17 protein-coding genes are annotated in these 20,615 nt (G+C 59.7%); 9 read left to right on the top strand and 8 right to left on the bottom strand.

Translation table 11 applies throughout. The features are described from left to right. Window positions 1-88: 88 nt before the first annotated feature. Window positions 89-1,228, bottom strand: a complete 1,140-nt coding sequence (locus ACWIKB_RS01680; protein ID WP_475265061.1) for a DegT/DnrJ/EryC1/StrS family aminotransferase — start codon at window positions 1,226-1,228, stop codon at window positions 89-91. Window positions 1,229-1,382: 154 nt separating this feature from the next. On the opposite strand from ACWIKB_RS01680, the gene gcvP reads away from it, so the two are divergent. Next, window positions 1,383-4,256 carry an aminomethyl-transferring glycine dehydrogenase gene (gene gcvP, locus ACWIKB_RS01675; RefSeq protein ID WP_475265060.1) on the top strand — a complete coding sequence of 958 codons (2,874 nt, stop codon included), beginning with the start codon at window positions 1,383-1,385 and terminating at the stop codon, window positions 4,254-4,256. Window positions 4,257-4,419: 163 nt separating this feature from the next. Here gcvP and ACWIKB_RS01670 read toward each other — a convergent pair whose 3' ends face one another. The 5 genes from ACWIKB_RS01670 to ACWIKB_RS01650 all read right to left on the bottom strand — a co-directional run bounded on the left by ACWIKB_RS01670 (window position 4,420) and on the right by ACWIKB_RS01650 (window position 8,527). Beyond that, window positions 4,420-4,737 (bottom strand): DUF2388 domain-containing protein, encoded by a 318-nt coding sequence (locus ACWIKB_RS01670; RefSeq protein ID WP_123403978.1) that lies wholly within the window; start codon window positions 4,735-4,737, stop codon window positions 4,420-4,422. A gap of 68 nt (window positions 4,738-4,805) precedes the next feature. Beyond that, window positions 4,806-5,255, bottom strand: a complete 450-nt coding sequence (locus ACWIKB_RS01665; RefSeq protein WP_475265059.1) for an NfeD family protein — start codon at window positions 5,253-5,255, stop codon at window positions 4,806-4,808. Window positions 5,256-5,263: 8 nt separating this feature from the next. Then, entirely contained in the window at window positions 5,264-6,184 is a 921-nt protein-coding gene (locus tag ACWIKB_RS01660; RefSeq protein WP_054044604.1) for an SPFH domain-containing protein, read from the bottom strand. Between the two features lie 105 nt (window positions 6,185-6,289). Then, entirely contained in the window at window positions 6,290-8,074 is a 1,785-nt protein-coding gene (gene tfpB / locus ACWIKB_RS01655) for a type IV pilus assembly ATPase TfpB (protein WP_475265058.1), read from the bottom strand. A gap of 114 nt (window positions 8,075-8,188) precedes the next feature. Further along, complete coding sequence (locus ACWIKB_RS01650) at window positions 8,189-8,527, bottom strand: hypothetical protein (RefSeq protein ID WP_475265057.1); 339 nt, start codon at window positions 8,525-8,527, stop codon at window positions 8,189-8,191. A 126-nt stretch (window positions 8,528-8,653) separates the two neighbouring features. Between ACWIKB_RS01650 and ACWIKB_RS01645 the strand changes: the two genes are divergently transcribed. Then, window positions 8,654-9,118: an Lrp/AsnC family transcriptional regulator gene (locus ACWIKB_RS01645; RefSeq protein ID WP_121733342.1), complete on the top strand. Its 465-nt coding sequence runs from the start codon at window positions 8,654-8,656 to the stop codon at window positions 9,116-9,118. A gap of 97 nt (window positions 9,119-9,215) precedes the next feature. Here ACWIKB_RS01645 and ACWIKB_RS01640 read toward each other — a convergent pair whose 3' ends face one another. Then, on the bottom strand, window positions 9,216-10,583 hold the full coding sequence (locus ACWIKB_RS01640) for a CYTH domain-containing protein (RefSeq protein ID WP_475265056.1): 1,368 nt from the start codon (window positions 10,581-10,583) through the stop codon (window positions 9,216-9,218). Between the two features lie 316 nt (window positions 10,584-10,899). Between ACWIKB_RS01640 and argE the strand changes: the two genes are divergently transcribed. Then, entirely contained in the window at window positions 10,900-12,069 is a 1,170-nt protein-coding gene (argE, locus tag ACWIKB_RS01635; RefSeq protein ID WP_475265055.1) for an acetylornithine deacetylase, read from the top strand. Between the two features lie 269 nt (window positions 12,070-12,338). Beyond that, window positions 12,339-13,637, top strand: a complete 1,299-nt coding sequence (gene argA, locus ACWIKB_RS01630; protein ID WP_201198711.1) for an amino-acid N-acetyltransferase — start codon at window positions 12,339-12,341, stop codon at window positions 13,635-13,637. A 168-nt stretch (window positions 13,638-13,805) separates the two neighbouring features. Here the strand turns inward: argA and tauA are convergent, their stop codons facing one another. Further along, window positions 13,806-14,792 carry a taurine ABC transporter substrate-binding protein gene (gene tauA, locus ACWIKB_RS01625; protein WP_475265054.1) on the bottom strand — a complete coding sequence of 329 codons (987 nt, stop codon included), beginning with the start codon at window positions 14,790-14,792 and terminating at the stop codon, window positions 13,806-13,808. Window positions 14,793-15,159: 367 nt separating this feature from the next. Here tauA and ACWIKB_RS01620 point away from each other — a divergent pair, with 367 nt between their 5' ends. The 5 genes from ACWIKB_RS01620 (at window position 15,160) to ssuD (ending at window position 20,612) form a co-directional block, all read left to right on the top strand. Continuing rightward, on the top strand, window positions 15,160-16,509 hold the full coding sequence (locus ACWIKB_RS01620) for an OprD family porin (RefSeq protein WP_475265053.1): 1,350 nt from the start codon (window positions 15,160-15,162) through the stop codon (window positions 16,507-16,509). Window positions 16,510-16,808: 299 nt separating this feature from the next. Continuing rightward, window positions 16,809-17,447: a peroxiredoxin gene (locus tag ACWIKB_RS01615; protein ID WP_475265052.1), complete on the top strand. Its 639-nt coding sequence runs from the start codon at window positions 16,809-16,811 to the stop codon at window positions 17,445-17,447. A 330-nt stretch (window positions 17,448-17,777) separates the two neighbouring features. Further along, window positions 17,778-18,371 (top strand): NADPH-dependent FMN reductase, encoded by a 594-nt coding sequence (ssuE, locus tag ACWIKB_RS01610; protein ID WP_475265051.1) that lies wholly within the window; start codon window positions 17,778-17,780, stop codon window positions 18,369-18,371. 101 nt (window positions 18,372-18,472) lie between these two features. Beyond that, window positions 18,473-19,438 carry a sulfonate ABC transporter substrate-binding protein gene (locus ACWIKB_RS01605; protein WP_054044583.1) on the top strand — a complete coding sequence of 322 codons (966 nt, stop codon included), beginning with the start codon at window positions 18,473-18,475 and terminating at the stop codon, window positions 19,436-19,438. A 25-nt stretch (window positions 19,439-19,463) separates the two neighbouring features. Then, entirely contained in the window at window positions 19,464-20,612 is a 1,149-nt protein-coding gene (gene ssuD, locus ACWIKB_RS01600; RefSeq protein WP_054044581.1) for an FMNH2-dependent alkanesulfonate monooxygenase, read from the top strand. The last annotated feature ends 3 nt before the right edge of the window (window positions 20,613-20,615 follow it).

The following is a 20,615-nucleotide window of genomic DNA, read 5'->3' as shown; positions in this document are numbered from 1 at the left end:
AGCGGGCTTGCTCGCGAAGGCGGTGTGTCAGGCAACATGATTGCGACTGATACACCGCTTTCGCGAGCAAGCCCGCTCCCACAGGTTTTTACGGTTTTAGCACCGATTTGACCGCTGCCACCGACCGCTCGACATCCGCCTTGGTCATGCTCGTAAACATCGGCAGCGAAACAATCAGGCGACCGACCCGTTCGGCCACCGCAAACATGCCTTCCTTGAAACCGCGCTCGCGGTAAAGACTCAGCAGGTGGATCGGCGGGTAGTGATAACCGATGCCGACGCCCAGTGCCTGCATCTGCTCCATGAACGTGGCCCGCGCCGGTTGGCCGTCCTTGCGCTCAGGCAGCACCAGTTGGAACAAATGCCAGTTGCTGTTCTCGAAATCCGCCGGCGGCAGTTGAGCGCCATACTGCGTTTCGAAATCTTCACCGAAACATGCGAAGTAGTGCCGCGCCAGCTCGCGCCGATGAGCCGTGATCGCCTCGATATGAGCGAATTGCCCCAGGCCAATGGCCGCCGCGACATCGGTCATGTTGAACTTGCCGCCCAGCACATCCACGTCCAGACCATCGAAGCCGTTGCGGGTGACGCCCTGCAAGCGGTACTTCTCCGCCAGTCGCACTTCTTCAGGTGTGTTCAGCACCAGGCAACCGCCCTCCGAGGAGGTAACGTTCTTGTTCGCCTGGAAACTGAACGACACAAAGTCGCCCGTGGCGCCGATGCGTTGGCCATTCCAGCTCGAACCCAAGGCTTGTGCGGCGTCTTCGACAATCCGTAGCCCGTGTTTTTTGGCGATCGCGTACAGCCGATTCATGTCCACCGGCAACCCGGCGAGGTACACCGGAATGATCGCCTTGGTACGCGGGGTGATCGCGGCTTCCAGCTGATCCAGGTCGATGTTGCGGGTGACCGGGTTGATGTCGGCAAACACCGGCGTGGCGCCCACTTCCATAATCACGTTGGCGGTGGCGACCCAGGAAATCGGTGTGGTGATCACTTCATCGCCTGGCCCGATGCCGGCGATGCGCAGGGCAATTTCCATGGTGCAGGTGCCGGAGTTGAAGGTGCGCACCGGGCGCCCGCCAAAGAATTCCGACAGTTGCGCCTCAAAGGCCTGGACCTTGGGGCCGCTGGTGATCCAGCCCGAACGCAGAACGTCGCCGACCGCTGCAATCGTTGCTTCATCGATGACGGGTTTGGAAAACGGTAGAAATGGCAGTTGGCTCATAAGCAGTAGACACCCGATAGCGGACGTTAAGGAGGCGCCGAACATGATGATCCGGTTTGACCGAAGGCGCCACGCCATCCGCTCGGGTATCGGCTGCTATGCTGGTTTGACCGTGTTGCATCGACGTTGAGCGCCAGTCAAGAGAGAGCCCGTCATGTCCCAATTGCCGTCCTTGAGCCAGTTACGCGATCCCAATGCCTTCCTGCGCCGCCATCTGGGGCCCGATGCCGCCGAGCAGCAAGCGATGCTCGACAGCCTCGGTCTTGGTAGCCGGGTGGAGTTGATCGAACAGACCGTGCCGCCGGGCATTCGTCTTAATCGAGAACTGGACCTGCCTCCAGCTCTCGACGAAGAAGCCGCGCTGGCCAAGCTGCGCGGCTATGCCGAACAGAACCAGGTCTGGACCAGCCTGATCGGCATGGGTTATCACGGCACCCTCACGCCGACTGTCATTATGCGTAACGTGCTGGAAAACCCCGGTTGGTACACCGCGTACACGCCTTATCAGCCGGAGATTGCTCAGGGCCGGCTCGAAGCGCTGCTCAACTTCCAGCAACTGACCATCGACCTCACGGGCCTGGAACTGGCCAACGCTTCATTGCTGGATGAAGCCACTGCCGCGGCGGAAGCCATGGCCTTGGCCAAGCGAGTCGCCAAGTCCAAGAGCAACCTGTTTTTCGTCGACCAGAACTGCCATCCGCAGACCATCTCCGTGGTCCAGACCCGGGCCGAAGGCTTCGGTTTTGAGCTGATCGTCGACACTGTGGATAACTTGAAACAGCATCAGGTGTTTGGCGCATTGCTGCAGTACCCCGACACCCACGGCGAGATCCGCGATCTGCGGCCGCTGATCGATCATCTGCATGCCCAGCAGGCGCTGGCCTGTGTCGCGACCGATCTATTGAGCCTGTTGTTGCTGACGCCGCCGGGGGAATTGGGCGCTGACGTGGTGTTCGGTTCGTCCCAGCGGTTTGGTGTGCCGATGGGCTATGGCGGGCCACACGCGGCTTTTTTTGCCAGTCGCGATGAGTACAAACGGGCAATTCCGGGGCGGATCATCGGCGTGTCGAAAGATGCGCGCGGTAACGTTGCCTTGCGCATGGCCCTGCAAACCCGTGAGCAACATATTCGCCGGGAGAAGGCCAATTCGAACATCTGCACCGCCCAAGTGTTGTTGGCCAATATCGCCAGTTTCTATGCGGTCTACCACGGCCCGGAAGGGCTGAAACGCATTGCCCAGCGCGTGCATCGGCTGACCTGCATCCTCGCCGCCGGCCTGGAACGTCACGGCATTACCCGGCTCAACAAACAGTTCTTCGACACCCTGACCCTTGAAGTCGGTGGCGCTCAAACCGCGATCATCGAAAGCGCCCAGGCGGCGCAGATCAATTTGCGCATTCTCGGCCGCGGGCAATTGGGCCTGAGCCTGGATGAAACCTGCGACGAAATCACCGTGGCGAAGCTGTTCGATGTGTTCCTCGGTGCCGATCATGGGCTCAACGTCGACGAACTCGATGCTGAAAGCCTGGTTTGCGGCATACCCGATGCCTTGCTGCGATCCACACCTTATCTGCGTCACCCGGTGTTCAGCGCCCATCACAGCGAAACCGAGATGCTGCGCTACCTCAAACAACTGGAGAACAAGGACCTGGCGCTGAACCAGTCGATGATTCCGCTGGGCTCCTGCACCATGAAACTCAACGCCACCAGCGAGATGATCCCGATCACCTGGCCGCAATTCGCCAACCTGCACCCGTTCGTACCGAAAGAGCAGGCCGTGGGTTATGCGCTGATGATCGAGGAACTGGAGCGCTGGCTCTGCGCAATTACCGGTTTTGATGCGATCTGCATGCAGCCCAATTCCGGCGCCCAGGGTGAGTACGCCGGGTTACTGGCGATCCGCAAATACCACGAGAGCCGCCATCAAGGCGCCCGGGATATCTGTTTGATTCCTTCCTCGGCCCACGGCACTAACCCGGCCTCGGCGCAAATGGCCGGTATGCGCGTAGTGATCGTCGAGTGCGACGAGGCGGGCAACGTCGATCTGGATGACCTGAAGGACAAAGCTTCCGCTGCGGGGGACAAACTCGCCTGTTTGATGGCGACTTATCCTTCGACCCACGGTGTGTACGAGGAAGGCATCAGCGAAATCTGTGAAGTTATCCACAGCCACGGCGGCCAGGTTTACATGGATGGTGCCAACCTCAACGCCCAAGTTGGTTTGGCGCGGCCGGCGGACATCGGCGCCGACGTGTCGCACATGAACCTGCACAAAACTTTCTGCATTCCCCACGGGGGCGGCGGGCCGGGCATGGGGCCGATTGGTGTGCGGGCGCATTTGGCGCCGTTCGTGGCCAATCACCCGGTGGTGCCGATTGACGGGCCGCAACCGCTGAACGGCGCCGTCAGCGCCGCGCCGTGGGGCAGTGCGAGCATTTTGCCGATCAGCTGGATGTACATCGCCATGATGGGGCCGCAACTGGCGGACGCCAGCGAGGTGGCGATTCTGGCGGCGAATTACCTGGCGCAGCATTTGTCCGGCGCCTTCCCGGTGCTCTACACCGGGCGTAACGAGCGGGTGGCCCATGAATGCATTCTCGATCTGCGGCCGCTCAAGGTGTTGACCGGCATCAGTGAGGAGGACGTGGCCAAGCGACTGATGGATTACGGTTTCCATGCGCCGACGATGTCGTTCCCGGTGCCGGGGACGTTGATGGTCGAACCGACCGAGAGCGAATCCAAGGCTGAACTGGACCGTTTTATCGGTGCGATGCTGAGTATTCGTGCGGAAATCACCGAAGTGCAAAACGGTAACTGGGACGCCGAGGACAATCCGCTGAAGCGCGCACCGCATACACTGGCTGATATCACCGGAGTTTGGGAGCGGCCTTACACCATCGAACAAGCGGTGACGCCGGATGCGCACACCAAGGCGCACAAGTATTGGCCGGCGGTGAACCGCGTCGATAACGTCTACGGCGACCGCAATCTGTTCTGTGCGTGTGTGCCGGTGGATGATTACCGCTGACAACCCCGTCCTTGTAGGAGCGAGGCTTGCCCGCGAAAGCGATTTAACCTTCAACATTTATGTCGACTAATACACCGCTTTCGCGGGCAAGCCTCGCTCCTACAGATTTATGCGGGCAAAAAAATGCCGCTCATGTGAGCGGCATTTTTGTTCAGCAAGAAGCTTAGTCGGAGGCGACGGCATTCTTCGCCAGGATCGCATTCGCCAGTTCCATGTCCGTGGCTTGCAGGCCCGGGTTGTCGGCGCGGACTTTCTGCATCGCTGCTTCCAGGTAAGGGCCGCGGATGCCGCCGTCACTGGCGACGAAGCTGCCGGCATCGTCCTGGGCCGCGACGATCAGCTTGTGATCCTTGAACGTCAGGTAGGTCGAACCGGTGGTTGCACCGGATGAAATGACGTTACGCCAAAAGCTGTCGGCCATTGCTGAACCAACGGGCAGGGACAGCAAGGCAAGGGTAGCGACAGCAAGTTTGAGACGCATATGGGTGACTCCACTGGGGTTAACTACGGGGTTTGATCGTCATTTACCCAATCGAGTTCCATGACCGCTCAGTCAGCCGGTTCCACCAGCAGAATCGCCCCTTGCTGGCTGACCACGCGAACACGGCTACCCAGCGCGGCGTCTGGCCCGCGGGCCATCCACACGCCATCGGCGACTTTGATCTTGCCACGACCGTCGACAATCGCTTCATGCACCACGAAGGTTTTGCCGATCAGTTCCTGGCCGCGCAGGTTGAGGTTCGGCTGATCGCTCTCCCTCACGGCACTGCGCTGGCGTCGCCACCAATACAGCGCGGTGGCGATCGACAGTAGGCCGAACAGCAGGAATTGCAGCTCCCAGGACAGGCCGGGCAGCATAAAGGTCAGTACGCCAACCGCTGCCGCCGCCATGCCGATCCACAGCAGATAGCCACCGGCACCGAACACTTCGAGGATCAGCAGCACCGTGCCCAATGCCAGCCAGTCCCAGAACGACAAATGTTGCAGGAATGCCCACATGGCGCGCCTCAGGCTTTTTTGTTGTCGAACGTGGCTTTGACGATTTCGCCAATGCCACCGACCGCACCAATCATGGAACTGGCCTCAAGCGGCATCAGAATCACTTTGCTGTTGTTGGCCGACGCCAGTTTGCCCAGGGCATCAATGTACTTCTGCGCGACGAAGTAGTTCACCGCCTGCACGTTGCCGTTAGCGATGGCTTCAGACACCACTTTGGTGGCCTGGGCTTCGGCTTCGGCCTGACGTTCCCGGGCTTCGGATTCGAGGAAAGCGGCCTGACGACCACCTTCGGCTTCCAGGATCTGCGCCTGCTTCTTGCCTTCGGCAGTCAGAATCGCGGCGGCCCGCAGGCCTTCGGCTTCGAGGATTTGTGCGCGCTTGATCCGCTCGGCTTTCATCTGGCCAGACATCGCAGCCATCAGGTCCGCTGGCGGGCTGATGTCTTTGATCTCGATCCGGGTGATCTTGATGCCCCACGGTGCCGTGGCTTCATCGACCGTGCGCAGCAGCTTTTCGTTGATGTTGTCGCGCTGGCTGAGCATCGCGTCCAGCTCCATGGAGCCGAGCACGGTACGGATATTGGTTTGCAGCAGGTTGCGCACGGCGTGCTCGAGGTTGTTCACCTCATAGGCGGCCTGGGCAGTGTTGACCACCTGGAAGAAACACACCGCATCGATCTGCACCGTGGCGTTATCAGCGGTGATGACTTCCTGCGGCGGAATGTCCAGCACGCTTTCCATCACGTTGATCTTGCGACCGATACGGTCCATCACCGGAATGATGATGTTCAGGCCAGGCTTGAGGGTGTTGGTGTAACGGCCAAAACGCTCGACCGTCCACTGATAACCCTGAGGCACGACCTTGAAACCCATGAACAGAATGGCGACGACCAGGCCGACAAACAGTAAAAGCACACTACCGATCTGCATAACGATTCCCTGTTGATGTATTGGCGATGGCAGGAGTGTAGCGGCGCGGGTCGGCGAGCAGAACTGCTTAGTCATGCCTTGCATCATCAGGAGACATAAAAGGTTTCATTTCTGCTCGCTCTGCGGTGTCACCCGCAACACCTCCTCAATCGTCGTCAGCCCCGCCGCGACCTTCTGCGCTCCCGACAGCCGCAAACTGCGCATGCCTTCCTTGAACGCTTGGCGCCGTATCGCCAGCAAGTCGGTGTCGGGGGTGATCAGCGCTTTGACGCTGTCGGTCAGTTGCATGATTTCGTAGACCCCGGCGCGGCCGCGATAGCCGGTGTCGCGGCATTCCAGGCAACCGATGGCGCGGTGGGCATTGTTTGGCAGCGGTGCCTGCCAGGGACGGGTCAGGGTTTGCCAGTCCTCTTCGCCCAGGGTCAACGGCGCCTTGCAGTGTGGGCACAGGGTGCGGACCAGACGCTGGGCCATGACCCCAAGCACCGTGGCTTTGATCAGGTAATGCGGCACGCCGAGTTCCAGCAAACGGCTGATGGCGCTCGGCGCGTCGTTGGTGTGCAGGGTCGAGAGCACCAAGTGACCGGTGAGCGCGGCCTGGATTGCCATTTCAGCGGTTTCGAGGTCGCGGATCTCGCCGATCATGATGATGTCCGGGTCCTGCCGCATCAGTGCGCGCACGCCCGCAGCGAAGGTCAGGTCGATGTTGTGTTGGACCTGCATCTGATTGAAGGCCGGCTCGACCATTTCGATTGGGTCTTCGATGGTGCAGAGGTTGACCTCCGGCGTCGCGAGTTTCTTCAGGGTGGTATAGAGCGTGGTGGTCTTGCCCGAGCCGGTCGGCCCTGTCACCAGAATGATGCCGTTGGGCTGGCGGGTCATGTCCTGCCAGCGGCGCAGGTCATCGGTGGAGAAACCCAACTGATCGAAGTCCTTGAGCAACACTTCCGGGTCGAAGATCCGCATCACCATTTTTTCGCCGAACGCGGTGGGCAAGGTCGATAGCCGCAGTTCGACTTCGCCGCCATCCGGGGTCTTGGTCTTGACCCGGCCGTCCTGGGGTTTGCGCTTTTCCGCGACGTTCATCCGGCCCAGGCTTTTCAGGCGGCTGACGATGGCCATGGTCACCTGGGGCGGGAATTGATAGACGTTGTGCAACACGCCGTCGATGCGAAACCGCACGGTACCTTGCTCGCGACGCGGTTCGATGTGGATATCACTGGCCCGTTGCTGGAACGCGTACTGGAACAGCCAATCGACGATGTTGACGATGTGCGCATCGTTGGCGTCCGGCTCCTGATCACTGGCGCCGAGGTTGAGCAGTTGTTCGAAGTTGCCCAGGGTGCTGGTCTGCTGATCGGCATTGGTGGCGCCGGTGACCGATTTGGCCAGACGGAAAAACTCCACGCTGAAGCGCTGGATGTCCGCCGGGTTGGCCACAACGCGCTTGATCGGCAGCTTCAATACGTGGGTCAGGTCGGCTTCCCAACCCGTTACGTAAGGTTGGGCGCTGGCCACAGTCACAGCGTCGCGGTCGATGGAGACGGCGAGGATCTTGTGGCGCTGGGCGAAGGCGTAGGACATCAACGGCGTGATGGCCGCGACGTTGATCTTCAGTGGATCGATACGCAAGTAAGGCTGACCGGCCTGTTGCGACAGCCACAGGGTCAGGCTTTCCAGGTCGAGGTGTTTACCGGGACGGCTGAGGTCGTCGAGGTGCTGGCTGGCAATAAACTCCAACGGGTGCAACTGGCCATTGGCGGCATGCCGGCGTCGGGCGTTGAGCGCGAGTTCGGCGCAATCCTGGTTGATGAAGCCTTGGGCGACCAGCTCTCGCAGCAAATCATTGAGATCCAGCCAGCGGTCCTGAGTGGCAAGTTGAACGGACATGCGGGTTCCTTTTGAACAATCCTGCAAACAGCGATCTAGACCGCAGTGTGCAAAGGATAGTCGCGGAGCCGCTGACCGTTGGGCCACTACCCGACGAAGCCGTTTCCAGTTCTTTCAGCCCGCTGCTTGAGCCTGCCCGTCCCACGCAGCATCGGCGCTCTGCAGGTTCACCGAACAGACGCTGATCAGGTTACGAAGTTTTTCCGCAATCACTTCGGCGCGGTGCCAGCTCAGGCCGTCGATCACGATGTCGATCGACAGCAGATCGTCCATGCGTTGCACGTTGACCTGCTCCGGAGTCAGGAACTGCAAGGCGAACAGATTGAGTGCGCGACACAGCAAATCCGGTTCGGCCTCGGCCAGCAGTTGGTATTGCACGCGGCAATGGGTGTTGCCGGCGTTCCAGACATCGGCGCGGGTCGCTGGGGTATTCACGGCTTCTAAATGCGGCATGCTCAGTCTCCAAAATCACTGGAGGAATTTTTACATTCGGTGCGGGGCATTTCTTGGCTATGATCGAGCGTATTGGCGATTTATCGAATCGTTTGATTCAACAAGTGATCATTCAAGGGTTTTTCTATGCACGCCGAGCTGGATGGCTACGACCGCAAGATTCTCGCGTTGCTGCAAGAGGACGCTTCGCTTTCCAGCGCGCAGATCGCCGAACAGGTCGGGCTGTCGCAGTCGCCGTGTTGGCGGCGGATTCAGCGGATGAAGGAGGAGGGGATCATTCGCGGGCAGGTGACGTTGCTCGATCGCAAGAAAATCGGCCTGAACACGCAGATTTTTGCCGAGATCAAACTCAACGCTCACGGGCGTTCGAACTTTACCGAGTTCACCGAGGCGATTCGCGGCTTTCCCGAAGTGCTGGAGTGTTATGTGCTGATGGGGTCGGTGGATTTTTTGCTGCGGATTGTGACGGCGGACATCGAGGCTTATGAGCGCTTCTTTTTTGAGAAGCTGTCGATGGTGCCGGGGATTCAGGAAGTGAACTCGATTGTGGCGTTGTCGGAGATCAAGTCCACGACGAGTTTGCCGGTCTGAGGTTTTGCGGTGACCGTGCGGGCCTCTTCGCGAGCAAGCCCGCTCCCACAGGGGAATGCATTCCAATGTGGGAGCGGGCTTGCTCGCGAAGGCGGTATTACATACGCAGCAACAATTTCCAGGCACGATTCTGATACACGGCGATGGCCTGCTGCTTACGCGCATCCAGGGCTTCGTCGGTAATCGGCTCGTTGGCCAATTGCGCCAGTTTGTTCAGTTCACCGTACAGGCGATCCATTTCCGGGATATCCAGCACGCCACGGGCGTGGTGCATCCAGGCCTGGATGCGTTCGATGCGCGGCAGTTGCTCGGCCAGGTCTTCCGGCTGTTGCTGGTAGCGCTGCAATTGCAACGACGTGGCTTCCTCGCCCAGCAGGCGCGGCAACCAGTTAGCCAGTTGCGCAGCGCCCTGGCGATTGCCACGCACGTTGCGATCGGCAGCCCAGGTGCGCGCCAGCAACCAGCGCGAAGTGTTCAACGAGAACAGGCCCCAACGCGGGTCTTCCAGTTCTTCGAGGAACTGCTCCGGCGCGGCTTTACGCACGTCTTCGTCGTCCAGGCCAGCCTGAACCAGCGGACGCCAGTCTTCCAGCAAGGCGTCCAGCGCCACGCGCAGGTCGTGAGTCGACTGACGCGGTGCGGCTTGGCCGAGGCTGCTCAGCAACGCACGCAGTTCACCGAGGTTTTCGACCCAGTCCTGCAGCAAACGCCAGTGGCCATTGAAACGATACTGTTCAGCCAAACGCTGGCTGCTGCCCAGCAAGTGCCAGCTCAGGGCGGCGAAAGCGTCGTCCAGCGGCATTTCGGCGGTGATTTGCGGCGCAGGCAGGCTCAGCGAGTAGCTGTTGGCGTCATACAAACGATAGCCGCGCTCGGCTTTGCTGATGTCACACGGCATCAGGGCCAGAGTCGCGGCCAGTTCAGCGGCCAGTTCCAGCAGCGCGGCGGGTTCGCCTTCGCGCAGTTCCAGTTCCAGTTCGCAGATTTCTTCTTTCTGCTTGCCGACCACGACGTGACCGAAGTCCAGCGCGGCTTCGATGACCACTTTGGTCTTGCCACGGCCCCAAGCGATTTCCGCACGTTCGCGCACGAAATCGGTGGTGAAGATGGCTTTCAGAGTTTTCTTGTCCAGCTCCGCCAGCTCTTCAGGCCAGCATTCGCCGTCGAGTTTTTTCACGTCGAGCTTGGCTTTGGGCAGGTTCCAGTCGTATTCGTTACGCTCGGACAGACCGGCGACGCTCTGGCCGCGGGTCTTGAGGGTCTGAATCACTTCTTCGCCATCGCGGCGCAGGCGCAGGGCAACCTTGGCGCGGGCCAGGTCGCGCTCAGGCGTGTCGAAGTATTGGTTCATCAACTCACGGCGTTCCCAGCCACTTTTGTTGCGTTTTTTCAGGAGCGGGTGCTCGCGCAGGGCGGCGAGGGTTTCGCGGCTGACGCGGAGTTTGATTTCGGTTTCTTTCTGCATGGCCGGAAAATCCAGGATCGGGAGCGCAGCCGGGGGAATGTGTGGCTGCCAAGGTCGTGCAGTGTACAGGACTCAAGAGTTGTAGGGTCTGTTGACGCTTGGTGACGGCGGCGACGGCCCCCCTTGGCGCAGGGCGGCGTTGCTCGGAACTCGTTTGGGACAACCAAACCACGTTCCTCGCGCCTTGCCCTGCACCAAGGGGGGCTCCGTCGCCGCTCGTCACCAAGCGTCAACAGACCCTACCCGCGCCGCGGCGGTTTATTCCTGTCGCCGGATGGTTCTATGATGGACTTCAATTCGGGAGTTGGAGTCAGCGATGCCTTTGCCGTCCATGAAAGATCAGTTCGCTGCGCTGATCGCCGCGCCGTCCGTCAGTTGTACGCAGGCTAGCCTGGATCAGACCAATCGGCCGGTGATCGACTTGCTGGCGACCTGGCTCGGTGATTTGGGTTTTGCCTGCGACATCCAGCAGGTCAGCCCCGGCAAATTTAACCTGCTCGCCAGTTTCGGCTCCGGCCCTGGCGGTCTGGTGCTGGCCGGGCACAGTGACACCGTGCCGTTCGATGGCGCTTTGTGGCAGACCGACCCCTTGAAGCTGACCGAAGTCGACGGCCGCTGGGTAGGCCTTGGCAGTTGCGACATGAAGGGCTTTTTCGCGCTGGCCATCGAAGCGGTCATCCCGCTGCTCGACCAGCCGTTCAAACAGCCGTTGATGATCCTCGCCACCTGCGATGAAGAAAGCTCGATGTCCGGGGCCCGCGCCTTGGCCGAAGCCGGACGTCCGCTGGGGCGGGCGGCGGTGATCGGCGAGCCGACCGGGCTCAAGCCGATCCGCCTGCACAAGGGCGTGATGATGGAGCGCATCGACATCCTCGGGCAGAGCGGCCATTCCTCGGACCCGCGCCTGGGCCACAGCGCCCTCGAAGCCATGCACGACGCCATCGGCGAACTGCGTGGCTTGCGGCTGTTGTGGCAGCGCGAATTCCGCAATCCGCAGTTTGGCGTGCCGACACCAACGATGAATTTCGGCTGCATCCATGGCGGCGACAATCCCAACCGCATCTGCGGCCAGTGTTCGCTGGAATTCGACCTGCGACCGCTGCCGGGCATGGACCCCAAAGTCCTGCGTGCGGAAATTTTGGCGAGGCTCAAACCGGTTGCCGAACGGCATCAGGTGAAGATCGATTACGCGCCGCTGTTCCCCGAAGTGCCGCCGTTCGAGCAGGCCGAAGACGCGGAATTGGTCCGGGTCGCGGAAAAGCTCACCGGTCATCGCGCCGAAGCAGTGGCGTTCGGCACGGAAGCGCCTTATCTTCAGCGCCTTGGCTGCGAAACACTGGTGCTCGGCCCGGGCGATATCGCCTGCGCTCACCAACCGGGGGAATACCTCGAAATGTCACGTTTGCAGCCTACCGTGCATCTATTACGTCAATTGATTGAACATTACTGCCTGACACCGGCCAAAGCCTCGATGCCAGCCAGCTAAGCGAAACCCCATGTGGGAGCGGGCTTGCTCGCGAAGGCGGTCTTACATTCAGCATCAATGTTGACTGGTCTGGCCTCTTCGCGAGCAAGCCCGCTCCCACAGGGCTTTGTGTGTTGACTGACTGAACGGTATAAATTGCCGGTGTCCCAACCCGTATTCATGAGGAGAGCTCGCGTGTCGCCAAGCCTGTTCCGACGATAACCACCAGCCCGTTGTGCGTTTTATGGTTCACCCATTTTTTGGCTGCTATTTATTACAGGCCCAGGTTCATGCCCGAATACGTTAATTGGCTTCGTCACGCTTCTCCTTATATCAATGCCCACCGCGACTGCACGTTCGTCGTCATGCTGCCCGGCGACGGCGTGGAGCATCCGAACTTCGGCAATATCGTCCACGACTTGGTGCTGCTGCACAGCCTTGGCGTGCGCCTGGTGTTGGTCCACGGTTCCCGTCCGCAAATTGAAACCCGCCTTGCCGCACGTGGCCTGATTCCGCATTACCATCACGGCATGCGCATCACCGATGCCGCGACCCTGGAATGCGTGATCGATGCGGTCGGTCAGTTGCGCATCGCCATCGAAGCGCGTCTGTCCATGGACATGGCCTCGTCGCCGATGCAGGGCTCGCGCCTGCGGGTGGCCAGCGGCAACCTGGTGACGGCACGGCCCATCGGTGTGCTCGAAGGCGTCGACTATCACCACACCGGCGAAGTGCGCCGAGTTGATCGCAAGGGCATCAATCGCCTGTTGGACGAGCGCTCCATCGTGCTGCTGTCGCCGCTGGGCTACTCGCCGACCGGTGAAATCTTCAACCTCGCTTGCGAAGACGTTGCCACCCGCGCGGCCATCGACCTGGGTGCGGACAAACTGCTGTTGTTCGGTGCCGACCTGGGCTTGATCGATGAACACGGCCGCCTCGTTCGCGAGTTGCGCCCGCAACAAGTGCCGGCGCATCTGCAACGCTTGGGCAGCAACTATCAGGCTGAACTGCTGGATGCAGCGGCTGAAGCTTGCCGTGGCGGCGTGGCGCGCAGCCATATTGTCAGCTACGCCGAAGACGGCGCGTTGCTGACCGAACTGTTCACCCGTGACGGTGGCGGTACGTTGGTGGCTCAGGAACAATTCGAACTGGTGCGCGAAGCGGCGATTGAAGACGTCGGTGGTTTGCTGGACTTGATCAGCCCGCTGGAAGAGCAGGGGATTCTGGTGCGCCGTTCGCGGGAAGTGCTGGAGCGCGAGATCGAGCAGTTCAGCGTGGTCGAACGCGAAGGCATGATCATCGCGTGCGCGGCGCTGTATCAGATTGCCGATTCGGATGCCGGAGAGCTGGCCTGTCTGGCGGTGAACCCGGAGTATCGCCATGGTGGTCGCGGCGATGAATTGCTTGAACGCATTGAAACCCGGGCCCGGGCCCAGGGACTGAAAACCTTGTTCGTACTGACGACTCGCACCGCACATTGGTTCCGCGAGCGTGGCTTTGAACCAAGCAGCGTCGAGCGCCTGCCGTCGGCGCGGGCGTCTCTGTACAACTATCAGCGCAATTCGAAGATCTTCGAAAAAACCCTCTAAAAACACCGCACCCCCTGTAGGAGCGAGGCTTGCCCGCGAAGAGGCCATCACGGCTGACATAAATGTTGACCATGAAGACGCCTTCGCGGGCAAGCCTCGCTCCTACAGGTGGGTGGTGTTGATCGTTCCCACGCAGAGCGTGGGAACGATCATTACAAGAGGGTGGTGTTATTCGGTGACGAACTTCGCGCTCACATATGGCGAATAATCCGGCAGCACCGTTTCTACCTTGCCTTGCTCCTTCAAGAACTTCGCGGTTTCACCAATCGCCTTGGCCGTGCCGCCATCGAGCAGCGCGGTGGTCTGCTGCGCCTTGGCGTCAGGGAAGGTCGAGCCGGCCAGCAACTCCGGTACATCGACGGCGTTGGCGCCAGTCAGTTTGGCGATTTTCTGCACTGGCACCGAGTCGGCGGTCCAGCTGTCTTTATGAGCGGCATAGTCGGCGAACGAGTCCAGGGTGACCTTGGCGAATTTGGCTACCACCTCTGGATGTTTCTCGGCGTAGTCCTTGCGGGCGACCCAGACTTCGAAGGTCGGCGCACCCCATTGGCCCACCTGTGCCGCATCGGTCAAGGTCTTGCCGGTCTTGCGAATTTCCCCCAGCGCCGGCGACCAGACAAACGCGCCATCGATGTCGCCACGCTTCCACGCGGCGGCGATTTCTGCCGGTTGCAGGTTGACCACTTTGACTTTCGAGGCATCCAGCCCCCAGTGCTTCAACGCACCGAGCAGGCTGTAATGGGACGTTGAAACGAAGGGCGTGGCGATGGTCTTGCCGATCAGATCTTCCGGTTTATCGATGCCGCTGCCGTTGCGTACCACCAGCGCTTCGGCGGCGTTGATCTGCGCGGAAACGATGAAGGCCACGATTGGCAGGTTGCGCGAGGCCGCTGCGGCAAGAGGGCTGGAGCCGAGGTTACCGATCTGTACGTCGCCGGAGGCAATCGCGGTGACGACTTCCGGCCCACTGTTGAATCGGCGCCAGTCGATTTTCTGGCCCAGCGTCTTCTCGTAGACGCCATCGGCCTGGGGCACTTTGCTCGGATCGATGCCGGTCTGATAGCCGACTGTGAGGTTGGCCGCCTGAGCGCCTAAAGAAAATAAAACCGATATACAAACTGTAACAATTTGACTGGATAGTGCGCGTTTGGCCATGATGGCGTCGCCTTTTCGATAGGGATTGACGTATGTGGGATGCGCCAACGCTAATCGATCTAAAAAAAGGCTAATAAATACCGTTTAGTAATTAGCTTATGAGCCGATACCGGTTGTCCCGGTGCGGTTTTGTAGTGATGGGCTATATTCCATTACGATATGAAAAAGAATGAAATAATTCTTTTTGGGTTTATGAGGAATTCATTACCCTGCAGGGACCAAATCACTGCGGTTAGACCTTGGTCGTAGACACACAAGGTTACGATTGACTTGTCAGTCACGGTCTGGCGCTAATCGCGCATCTTAGGATCCAGGGCATTCGACCCGGGACCAGGAACACAAGAATTAGAAACGAGAGGAGCGAAACATGAATAAGTCCACCTTGGCCCTGGCTGTGGCCGTAGGGGTTTTGGCGCAGCAGGCAAGCGCCGCGGGGTTCATCGAAGACAGCAAGGCCACTCTGGGTCTGCGTAACTTCTACATCAACACCGATAACCGTGACAGCGCTGCTGGCTCGGCTGCCAACCAAAAGGCTGGCGTTCAGAGCAAAAACGAAGAATGGGGCCAAGGCTTTGACCTGCGCTTCATCTCCGGCTACACCCAAGGCACTGTTGGCTTTGGTGTTGATGCCATCGGCCTGTTGGGCATCAAGCTGGATTCGGGCGGCGGCACCAACGGCGCTACCGCTACTTCTTACGGCGGCACGGTTTTCCCAAGCAAGTCCAACGGCGAAGCGGTTGATGACTTCTCCAGCCTGGGCCTGACTGCCAAAGCCAAGATCTCCAAAACCGAACTGAAACTGGGTACTTTGCAGCCTAAGAACCCGGTTATCGTGACCAACGACGGTCGTCTGCTGCCGCAGACCTGGCAGGGTGGCCAGATCACTTCCAACGACATCACAGACTTGACGTTGGTTGGCGGTAAGATCGAGCAGGTTAAAGGTCGTAACTCCAGCAACAACGAGCAACTGTCGATCTCGGGTGCCAACAGCCCTACTTCGACCGGTCGCGACAGCAACAACTTCATCTATGCCGGCGGCGACTACAAGATCACCAAGGATCTGACCGCTCAGTACTACTACGGCAAGCTGGAAGACTTCTACAAACAGAACTTCCTGGGCCTGGTACACAACTGGTCCATCGGTCCTGGCGTCCTGAAATCTGACTTGCGTTACTTCAACAGCAAGGACGACGGTGCCAACGGCAACGACAAGAACTACTTCACCACCGGTTACTACGGCGGCACGGTCACCAAGGGTAAAGTCGACAACAACCTGTACAGCGGCCTGTTCCTGTACTCGGTTGCCGGTCACACCTTCGGTGGCGGTTACCAGGTCAGCAATGGCGACAGTGACTTCCCGTGGCTGAACCAGGGTGACGGCTCGTCGAACGGCACCATCACCGACATGCAGATCCAGAAGTTCGGCCGTGCCGGCGAACGTACCTGGCAAGGTCGCTACTCGTTTGACTTCGCCAAGGTTGGCCTGCCAGGCGCGACTGCCGGCATCGTCTACCTGCGTGGCGATAACATTGATAACGCTGCCGGTGACAAGACCGAGTGGGAACGCGATCTGACCCTGGCTTACGTTGTGCCAGAAGGTACGTTGAAAAACCTGGGCTTCATGTGGAAAAACGCCATGTGGCGTAACAACATCCCAGGCCAGCGCGACCAAGACGAAAACCGTCTGATCGTGAGCTACTCGATCCCGCTGTTGTAACAGCGCACTCTTGTAAGCCTGCGTTAAAAAAAGCCCCGCCCGGCACCTCGCCGGGCGGGGCTTTTGCGTTTTCAAGGCGGAGTCACCCCCGTAATCCCGCCCTGAAACTGCCCCTCTTTTGCAGCTACTCAAGGCCTTCTCGAACCTTGAGGGCGATGTTCGTCGCGATGGCCGGACAGGTCCAGTGAACAGATCTTTAATATTCATTTATGATCTAAATAAATCGATATTTATTCTTTTTAATTCATTCGGAATACAGGCACAGTTGAGCTCAACAAGCACTCACCAGGAGCAGCACCATGAGCCTCAGACTTGGCGATATCGCCCCCGATTTCGAACAGGATTCCAGCGCCGGCACCATCCGTTTCCACGAATGGCTGGGCGATAGCTGGGGCGTGCTGTTTTCCCATCCGGCGGACTTCACCCCGGTGTGCACCACCGAACTGGGCTTCACCGCCAAGCTCAAAGATGAATTTTCCAACCGGGGCGTCAAAGCCATCGCCCTGTCTGTCGACCCGGTGGACTCGCACCACAAGTGGATCGAGGACATCAACGAAACCCAGAATACAGTCGTCAACTTCCCGATCCTGGCCGATGCCGATCGCAAGGTCTCGGACCTGTACGACCTGATTCACCCGAACGCCAACGACACCTTGACCGTGCGCTCGCTGTTCGTGATCGATCCGAACAAGAAGGTTCGGCTGACCATCACTTACCCGGCCAGCACCGGTCGCAACTTCCATGAAATCCTGCGGGTGATCGACTCGCTGCAACTCACCGACAACTACAAAGTGGCCACCCCGGCCAACTGGCAGGACGGTGATGAAGTGGTGATCGTGCCGTCGCTCAAGGACGAAGACGAAATCAAGAAACGCTTTCCCAAGGGCTATCGCGCGGTGAAGCCTTACCTGCGCCTGACGCCACAGCCGAATCGCTAGACCATCCAATGCGGCGTGGCTGATGCCGCCTTCGCGAGCAAGCCCGCTCCCACAGTGGACCGCGTACCAATGTGGGAGCGGGCTTGCTCGCGAAGGGGCCCTGGCAAACACCGCAGAACCCGGATTTGAAACGCATCCACAAAGCAGGGGATTTCAGGCCGTTACGACGGCCTATTTTTTTGCCCGAAGAAACGTGCTCCGTATAGACCTACAAAGAATAACCAAATGAATAAATATGATTTATGGATATATAAATCACCTGTTAAGGTCACTCCATCGAAGCGAGATCGCACATTGCGAATCGCCCACAACGCTCAAGGAATTACCTGAATGCTGGTCGTCTCACTCGGTGGCAGCCCCAGCCAACGCTCTCGTTCCGGGGTGTTGCTGGAGCGTTCTCAACGCTGGTTGCAAGAACAAGGGGTGGAAGTGGTGAGTTATCAGGTACGGGACTTCCCGGCCGAAGACTTGCTGCATGCACGCTTCGACAGCCCGATGGTGATCGACCTGTTGCAACAGATTGAAAACGCCGATGGCCTGCTGATCGCCACGCCGGTCTACAAGGCGTCGTTTTCTGGCGCACTGAAAACCGTCCTGGACTTGCTGCCCGAACGCGCCTTGGACCACAAAGTGGTCTTGCCCATGGCTACCGGCGGCAGCATCGCCCATATGTTGGCGGTGGATTACGCGCTTAAACCGGTGCTGTCGGCACTCAAGGCCCAGGAAATGCTCCACGGGATTTTCGCCGTCGACAGTCAGATCGCTTACGGCGAAGGCAGTGCCCAGGCGCAATTGGCGCCGGAGCTGGAACAGCGACTGAATGAATCCCTGGCGCTGTTTTTCAGCGCGATGGCGCGACGGCCCAAGCCGATCGATCCAAACCTGTTGAATGAACGTTTATTGAGTGCTCGCTGGAGCATCTAAGCCAGCACTCAAACCACATCTGAATTCGAAGTACTCACCTTACTCAGCCGCCAACGGCCAAGCAGGTGCAGCCAAAACCCAACAGCAAATAGGAGAGCGCTATGCGCACTGTCATTTTGCGTCGTGGTCTGGTCGCTCTGTTTGTTGCGGCTGTGTCCTTCGGCGTTATTTCTCAAGCACAAGCCGAGACCCTGCGAATCGGTTACCAAAAGTACGGCACCCTGGTGCTGCTAAAGGCCAAGGGCACCCTGGAAAAACGACTCGCCGCTCAAGGTGTGGACGTGCAATGGACTGAATTCCCCGGCGGCCCGCAGTTGCTCGAAGGCCTGAACGTTGGCTCCATCGACTTTGGTGTCACCGGTGAAACGCCTCCGGTATTCGCCCAGGCGGCCGGTGCTGATCTGCTCTACGTCGCCTACGAACCGCCGGCGCCGCACAGTGAAGCGATTCTGGTGCCGAAGGACTCGACCATCAAATCCGTCGCGGACCTCAAGGGCAAGAAAGTCGTCCTGAACAAAGGCTCCAACGTGCACTACCTGCTGGTGCGTGCGCTTGAAGACGCCGGCCTCAAATACACCGACATCCAGACCGTATTCCTACCACCCGCCGATGCCCGCGCCGCGTTCGAGCGTGGCAGTGTCGATGCCTGGGTGATCTGGGACCCGTACCAGGCTGCCGCCGAGCAGCAACTGCAAGCACGCACCCTGCGTGATGGCCAAGGCATCGTCGACAACCATCAGTTCTACCTGGCGACCAAGCCTTACGCGCAGAAAAATCCCGAGGTGATCAAGACCCTCGTCGAAGAAGTGCGCGCCGTGGGCGAGTGGTCTAAAGCCAACCCGGAAGACGTGACCAAACAGGTTTCGCCACTGCTCGGCTTGCCGGCTGACATCACCCTGACCTCGGTAAAACGCCAGGGCTACGGCGCACTGTTCCTCACGCCTGAAGTGGTCGCCGCCCAACAGAAAATCGCCGACAGCTTCTACCAGCTCAAGTTGATTCCCAAGCCACTCAGCATCAAAGACGTGATCTGGACGCCACCGGCGGCCGTTGCCAAAGCGCAGTAATTCGAATTCCTAAGGAGACCACTCCATGAGCCTCAATATTTTCTGGTTCCTGCCTACCCACGGCGACGGCCATTACCTTGGCACCGCCGAAGGCGCTCGCGCCGTTGACCACGGTTACCTGCAGCAAATCGCCCAGGCAGCGGATCGCCTGGGTTTCGGCGGGGTGTTGATCCCCACCGGTCGCTCCTGCGAAGACTCGTGGCTGGTGGCCGCGTCGCTGATCCCAGTGACCCAGCGTCTGAAATTCCTCGTTGCCCTGCGGCCCGGGATCATTTCCCCGACGGTCGCGGCGCGGCAGGCGGCGACCCTGGATCGTTTGTCCGGCGGTCGTGCGTTGTTCAACCTGGTGACCGGCGGTGATCCGGATGAATTGGCCGGCGACGGTTTGTTTCTCAGCCACGAAGAGCGTTACCAGGCCTCGGTGGAATTCACCCGCATCTGGCGTCGCGTGCTGGAAGGCGAAACCGTCGATTACGACGGTCAGCACATCAGCGTGAAAGGCGCGAAGTTGCTCTATCCGCCGATCCAGCAACCGCGCCCGCCGTTGTACTTCGGTGGCTCTTCGGAGGCTGCTCAGGATTTGGCCGCCGAACAGGTCGAGATGGTCCTGACCTGGGGCGAGCCACCGGCCGCCGTCGCCGAGAAAATTGCACAAGTGCGGGCCAAAGCCGCGAAGCTCGGTCGCACCGTGCGGTTCGGCATTCGCTTGCATGTGATCGTCCGCGAAACCAACGAAGAAGCATGGGCAGCGGCGGATCGACTGATCTCCCACGTGGACGATGAAACCATCGCTCGGGCCCAGGCGTCGCTGTCGCGTTTCGACTCGGTCGGCCAGCAACGCATGGCCGCGCTGCACGGTGGCAGTCGCGACAATCTGGAAGTCAGCCCTAACCTGTGGGCCGGTGTCGGCCTGGTGCGTGGCGGTGCCGGTACGGCGCTGGTAGGCGACGGTCCGACCGTGGCCGCGCGGATGAAGGAATACGCGGATCTGGGCATCGACACGTTCATCTTCTCCGGTTATCCACACCTGGAAGAGGCGTATCGCGTCGCCGAGCTGCTGTTCCCGCACATTGACGTGCAGCGTCCGGAACAGCCTCAAGGCGCCAACTTCGTCAGCCCGTTCGGCGAGATGGTGGCCAACGATATCCTTCCCAAAGCCGCGTCCCAGAGCTGAGGC

The organism is Pseudomonas sp. 5Vm1k, from assembly GCF_056161485.1.
The sequence above is the reverse complement of the archived record's forward strand: the minus strand, read 5'-3'. Positions and strand labels throughout refer to the sequence as shown.

Excerpts from the sequence above, each read along its gene's own strand:
- argA (WP_201198711.1), top strand. The coding sequence starts at position 12,339 with ATGCCCGAATACGTTAATTGGCTTCGTCACGCTTCTCCTTATATCAAT.
- gcvP (WP_475265060.1), top strand. The coding sequence starts at position 1,383 with ATGTCCCAATTGCCGTCCTTGAGCCAGTTACGCGATCCCAATGCCTTC.
- argE (WP_475265055.1), top strand. The coding sequence starts at position 10,900 with ATGCCTTTGCCGTCCATGAAAGATCAGTTCGCTGCGCTGATCGCCGCG.
- tauA (WP_475265054.1), bottom strand. The coding sequence starts at position 14,792 with ATGGCCAAACGCGCACTATCCAGTCAAATTGTTACAGTTTGTATATCG.
- ssuE (WP_475265051.1), top strand. The coding sequence starts at position 17,778 with ATGCTGGTCGTCTCACTCGGTGGCAGCCCCAGCCAACGCTCTCGTTCC.
- tfpB (WP_475265058.1), bottom strand. The coding sequence starts at position 8,074 with ATGTCCGTTCAACTTGCCACTCAGGACCGCTGGCTGGATCTCAATGAT.
- ACWIKB_RS01640 (WP_475265056.1), bottom strand. The coding sequence starts at position 10,583 with ATGCAGAAAGAAACCGAAATCAAACTCCGCGTCAGCCGCGAAACCCTC.
- ACWIKB_RS01645 (WP_121733342.1), top strand. The coding sequence starts at position 8,654 with ATGCACGCCGAGCTGGATGGCTACGACCGCAAGATTCTCGCGTTGCTG.
- ACWIKB_RS01665 (WP_475265059.1), bottom strand. The coding sequence starts at position 5,255 with ATGTGGGCATTCCTGCAACATTTGTCGTTCTGGGACTGGCTGGCATTG.
- ACWIKB_RS01650 (WP_475265057.1), bottom strand. The coding sequence starts at position 8,527 with ATGCCGCATTTAGAAGCCGTGAATACCCCAGCGACCCGCGCCGATGTC.
- ACWIKB_RS01660 (WP_054044604.1), bottom strand. The coding sequence starts at position 6,184 with ATGCAGATCGGTAGTGTGCTTTTACTGTTTGTCGGCCTGGTCGTCGCC.
- ACWIKB_RS01615 (WP_475265052.1), top strand. The coding sequence starts at position 16,809 with ATGAGCCTCAGACTTGGCGATATCGCCCCCGATTTCGAACAGGATTCC.
- ssuD (WP_054044581.1), top strand. The coding sequence starts at position 19,464 with ATGAGCCTCAATATTTTCTGGTTCCTGCCTACCCACGGCGACGGCCAT.
- ACWIKB_RS01680 (WP_475265061.1), bottom strand. The coding sequence starts at position 1,228 with ATGAGCCAACTGCCATTTCTACCGTTTTCCAAACCCGTCATCGATGAA.
- ACWIKB_RS01670 (WP_123403978.1), bottom strand. The coding sequence starts at position 4,737 with ATGCGTCTCAAACTTGCTGTCGCTACCCTTGCCTTGCTGTCCCTGCCC.
- ACWIKB_RS01605 (WP_054044583.1), top strand. The coding sequence starts at position 18,473 with ATGCGCACTGTCATTTTGCGTCGTGGTCTGGTCGCTCTGTTTGTTGCG.
- ACWIKB_RS01620 (WP_475265053.1), top strand. The coding sequence starts at position 15,160 with ATGAATAAGTCCACCTTGGCCCTGGCTGTGGCCGTAGGGGTTTTGGCG.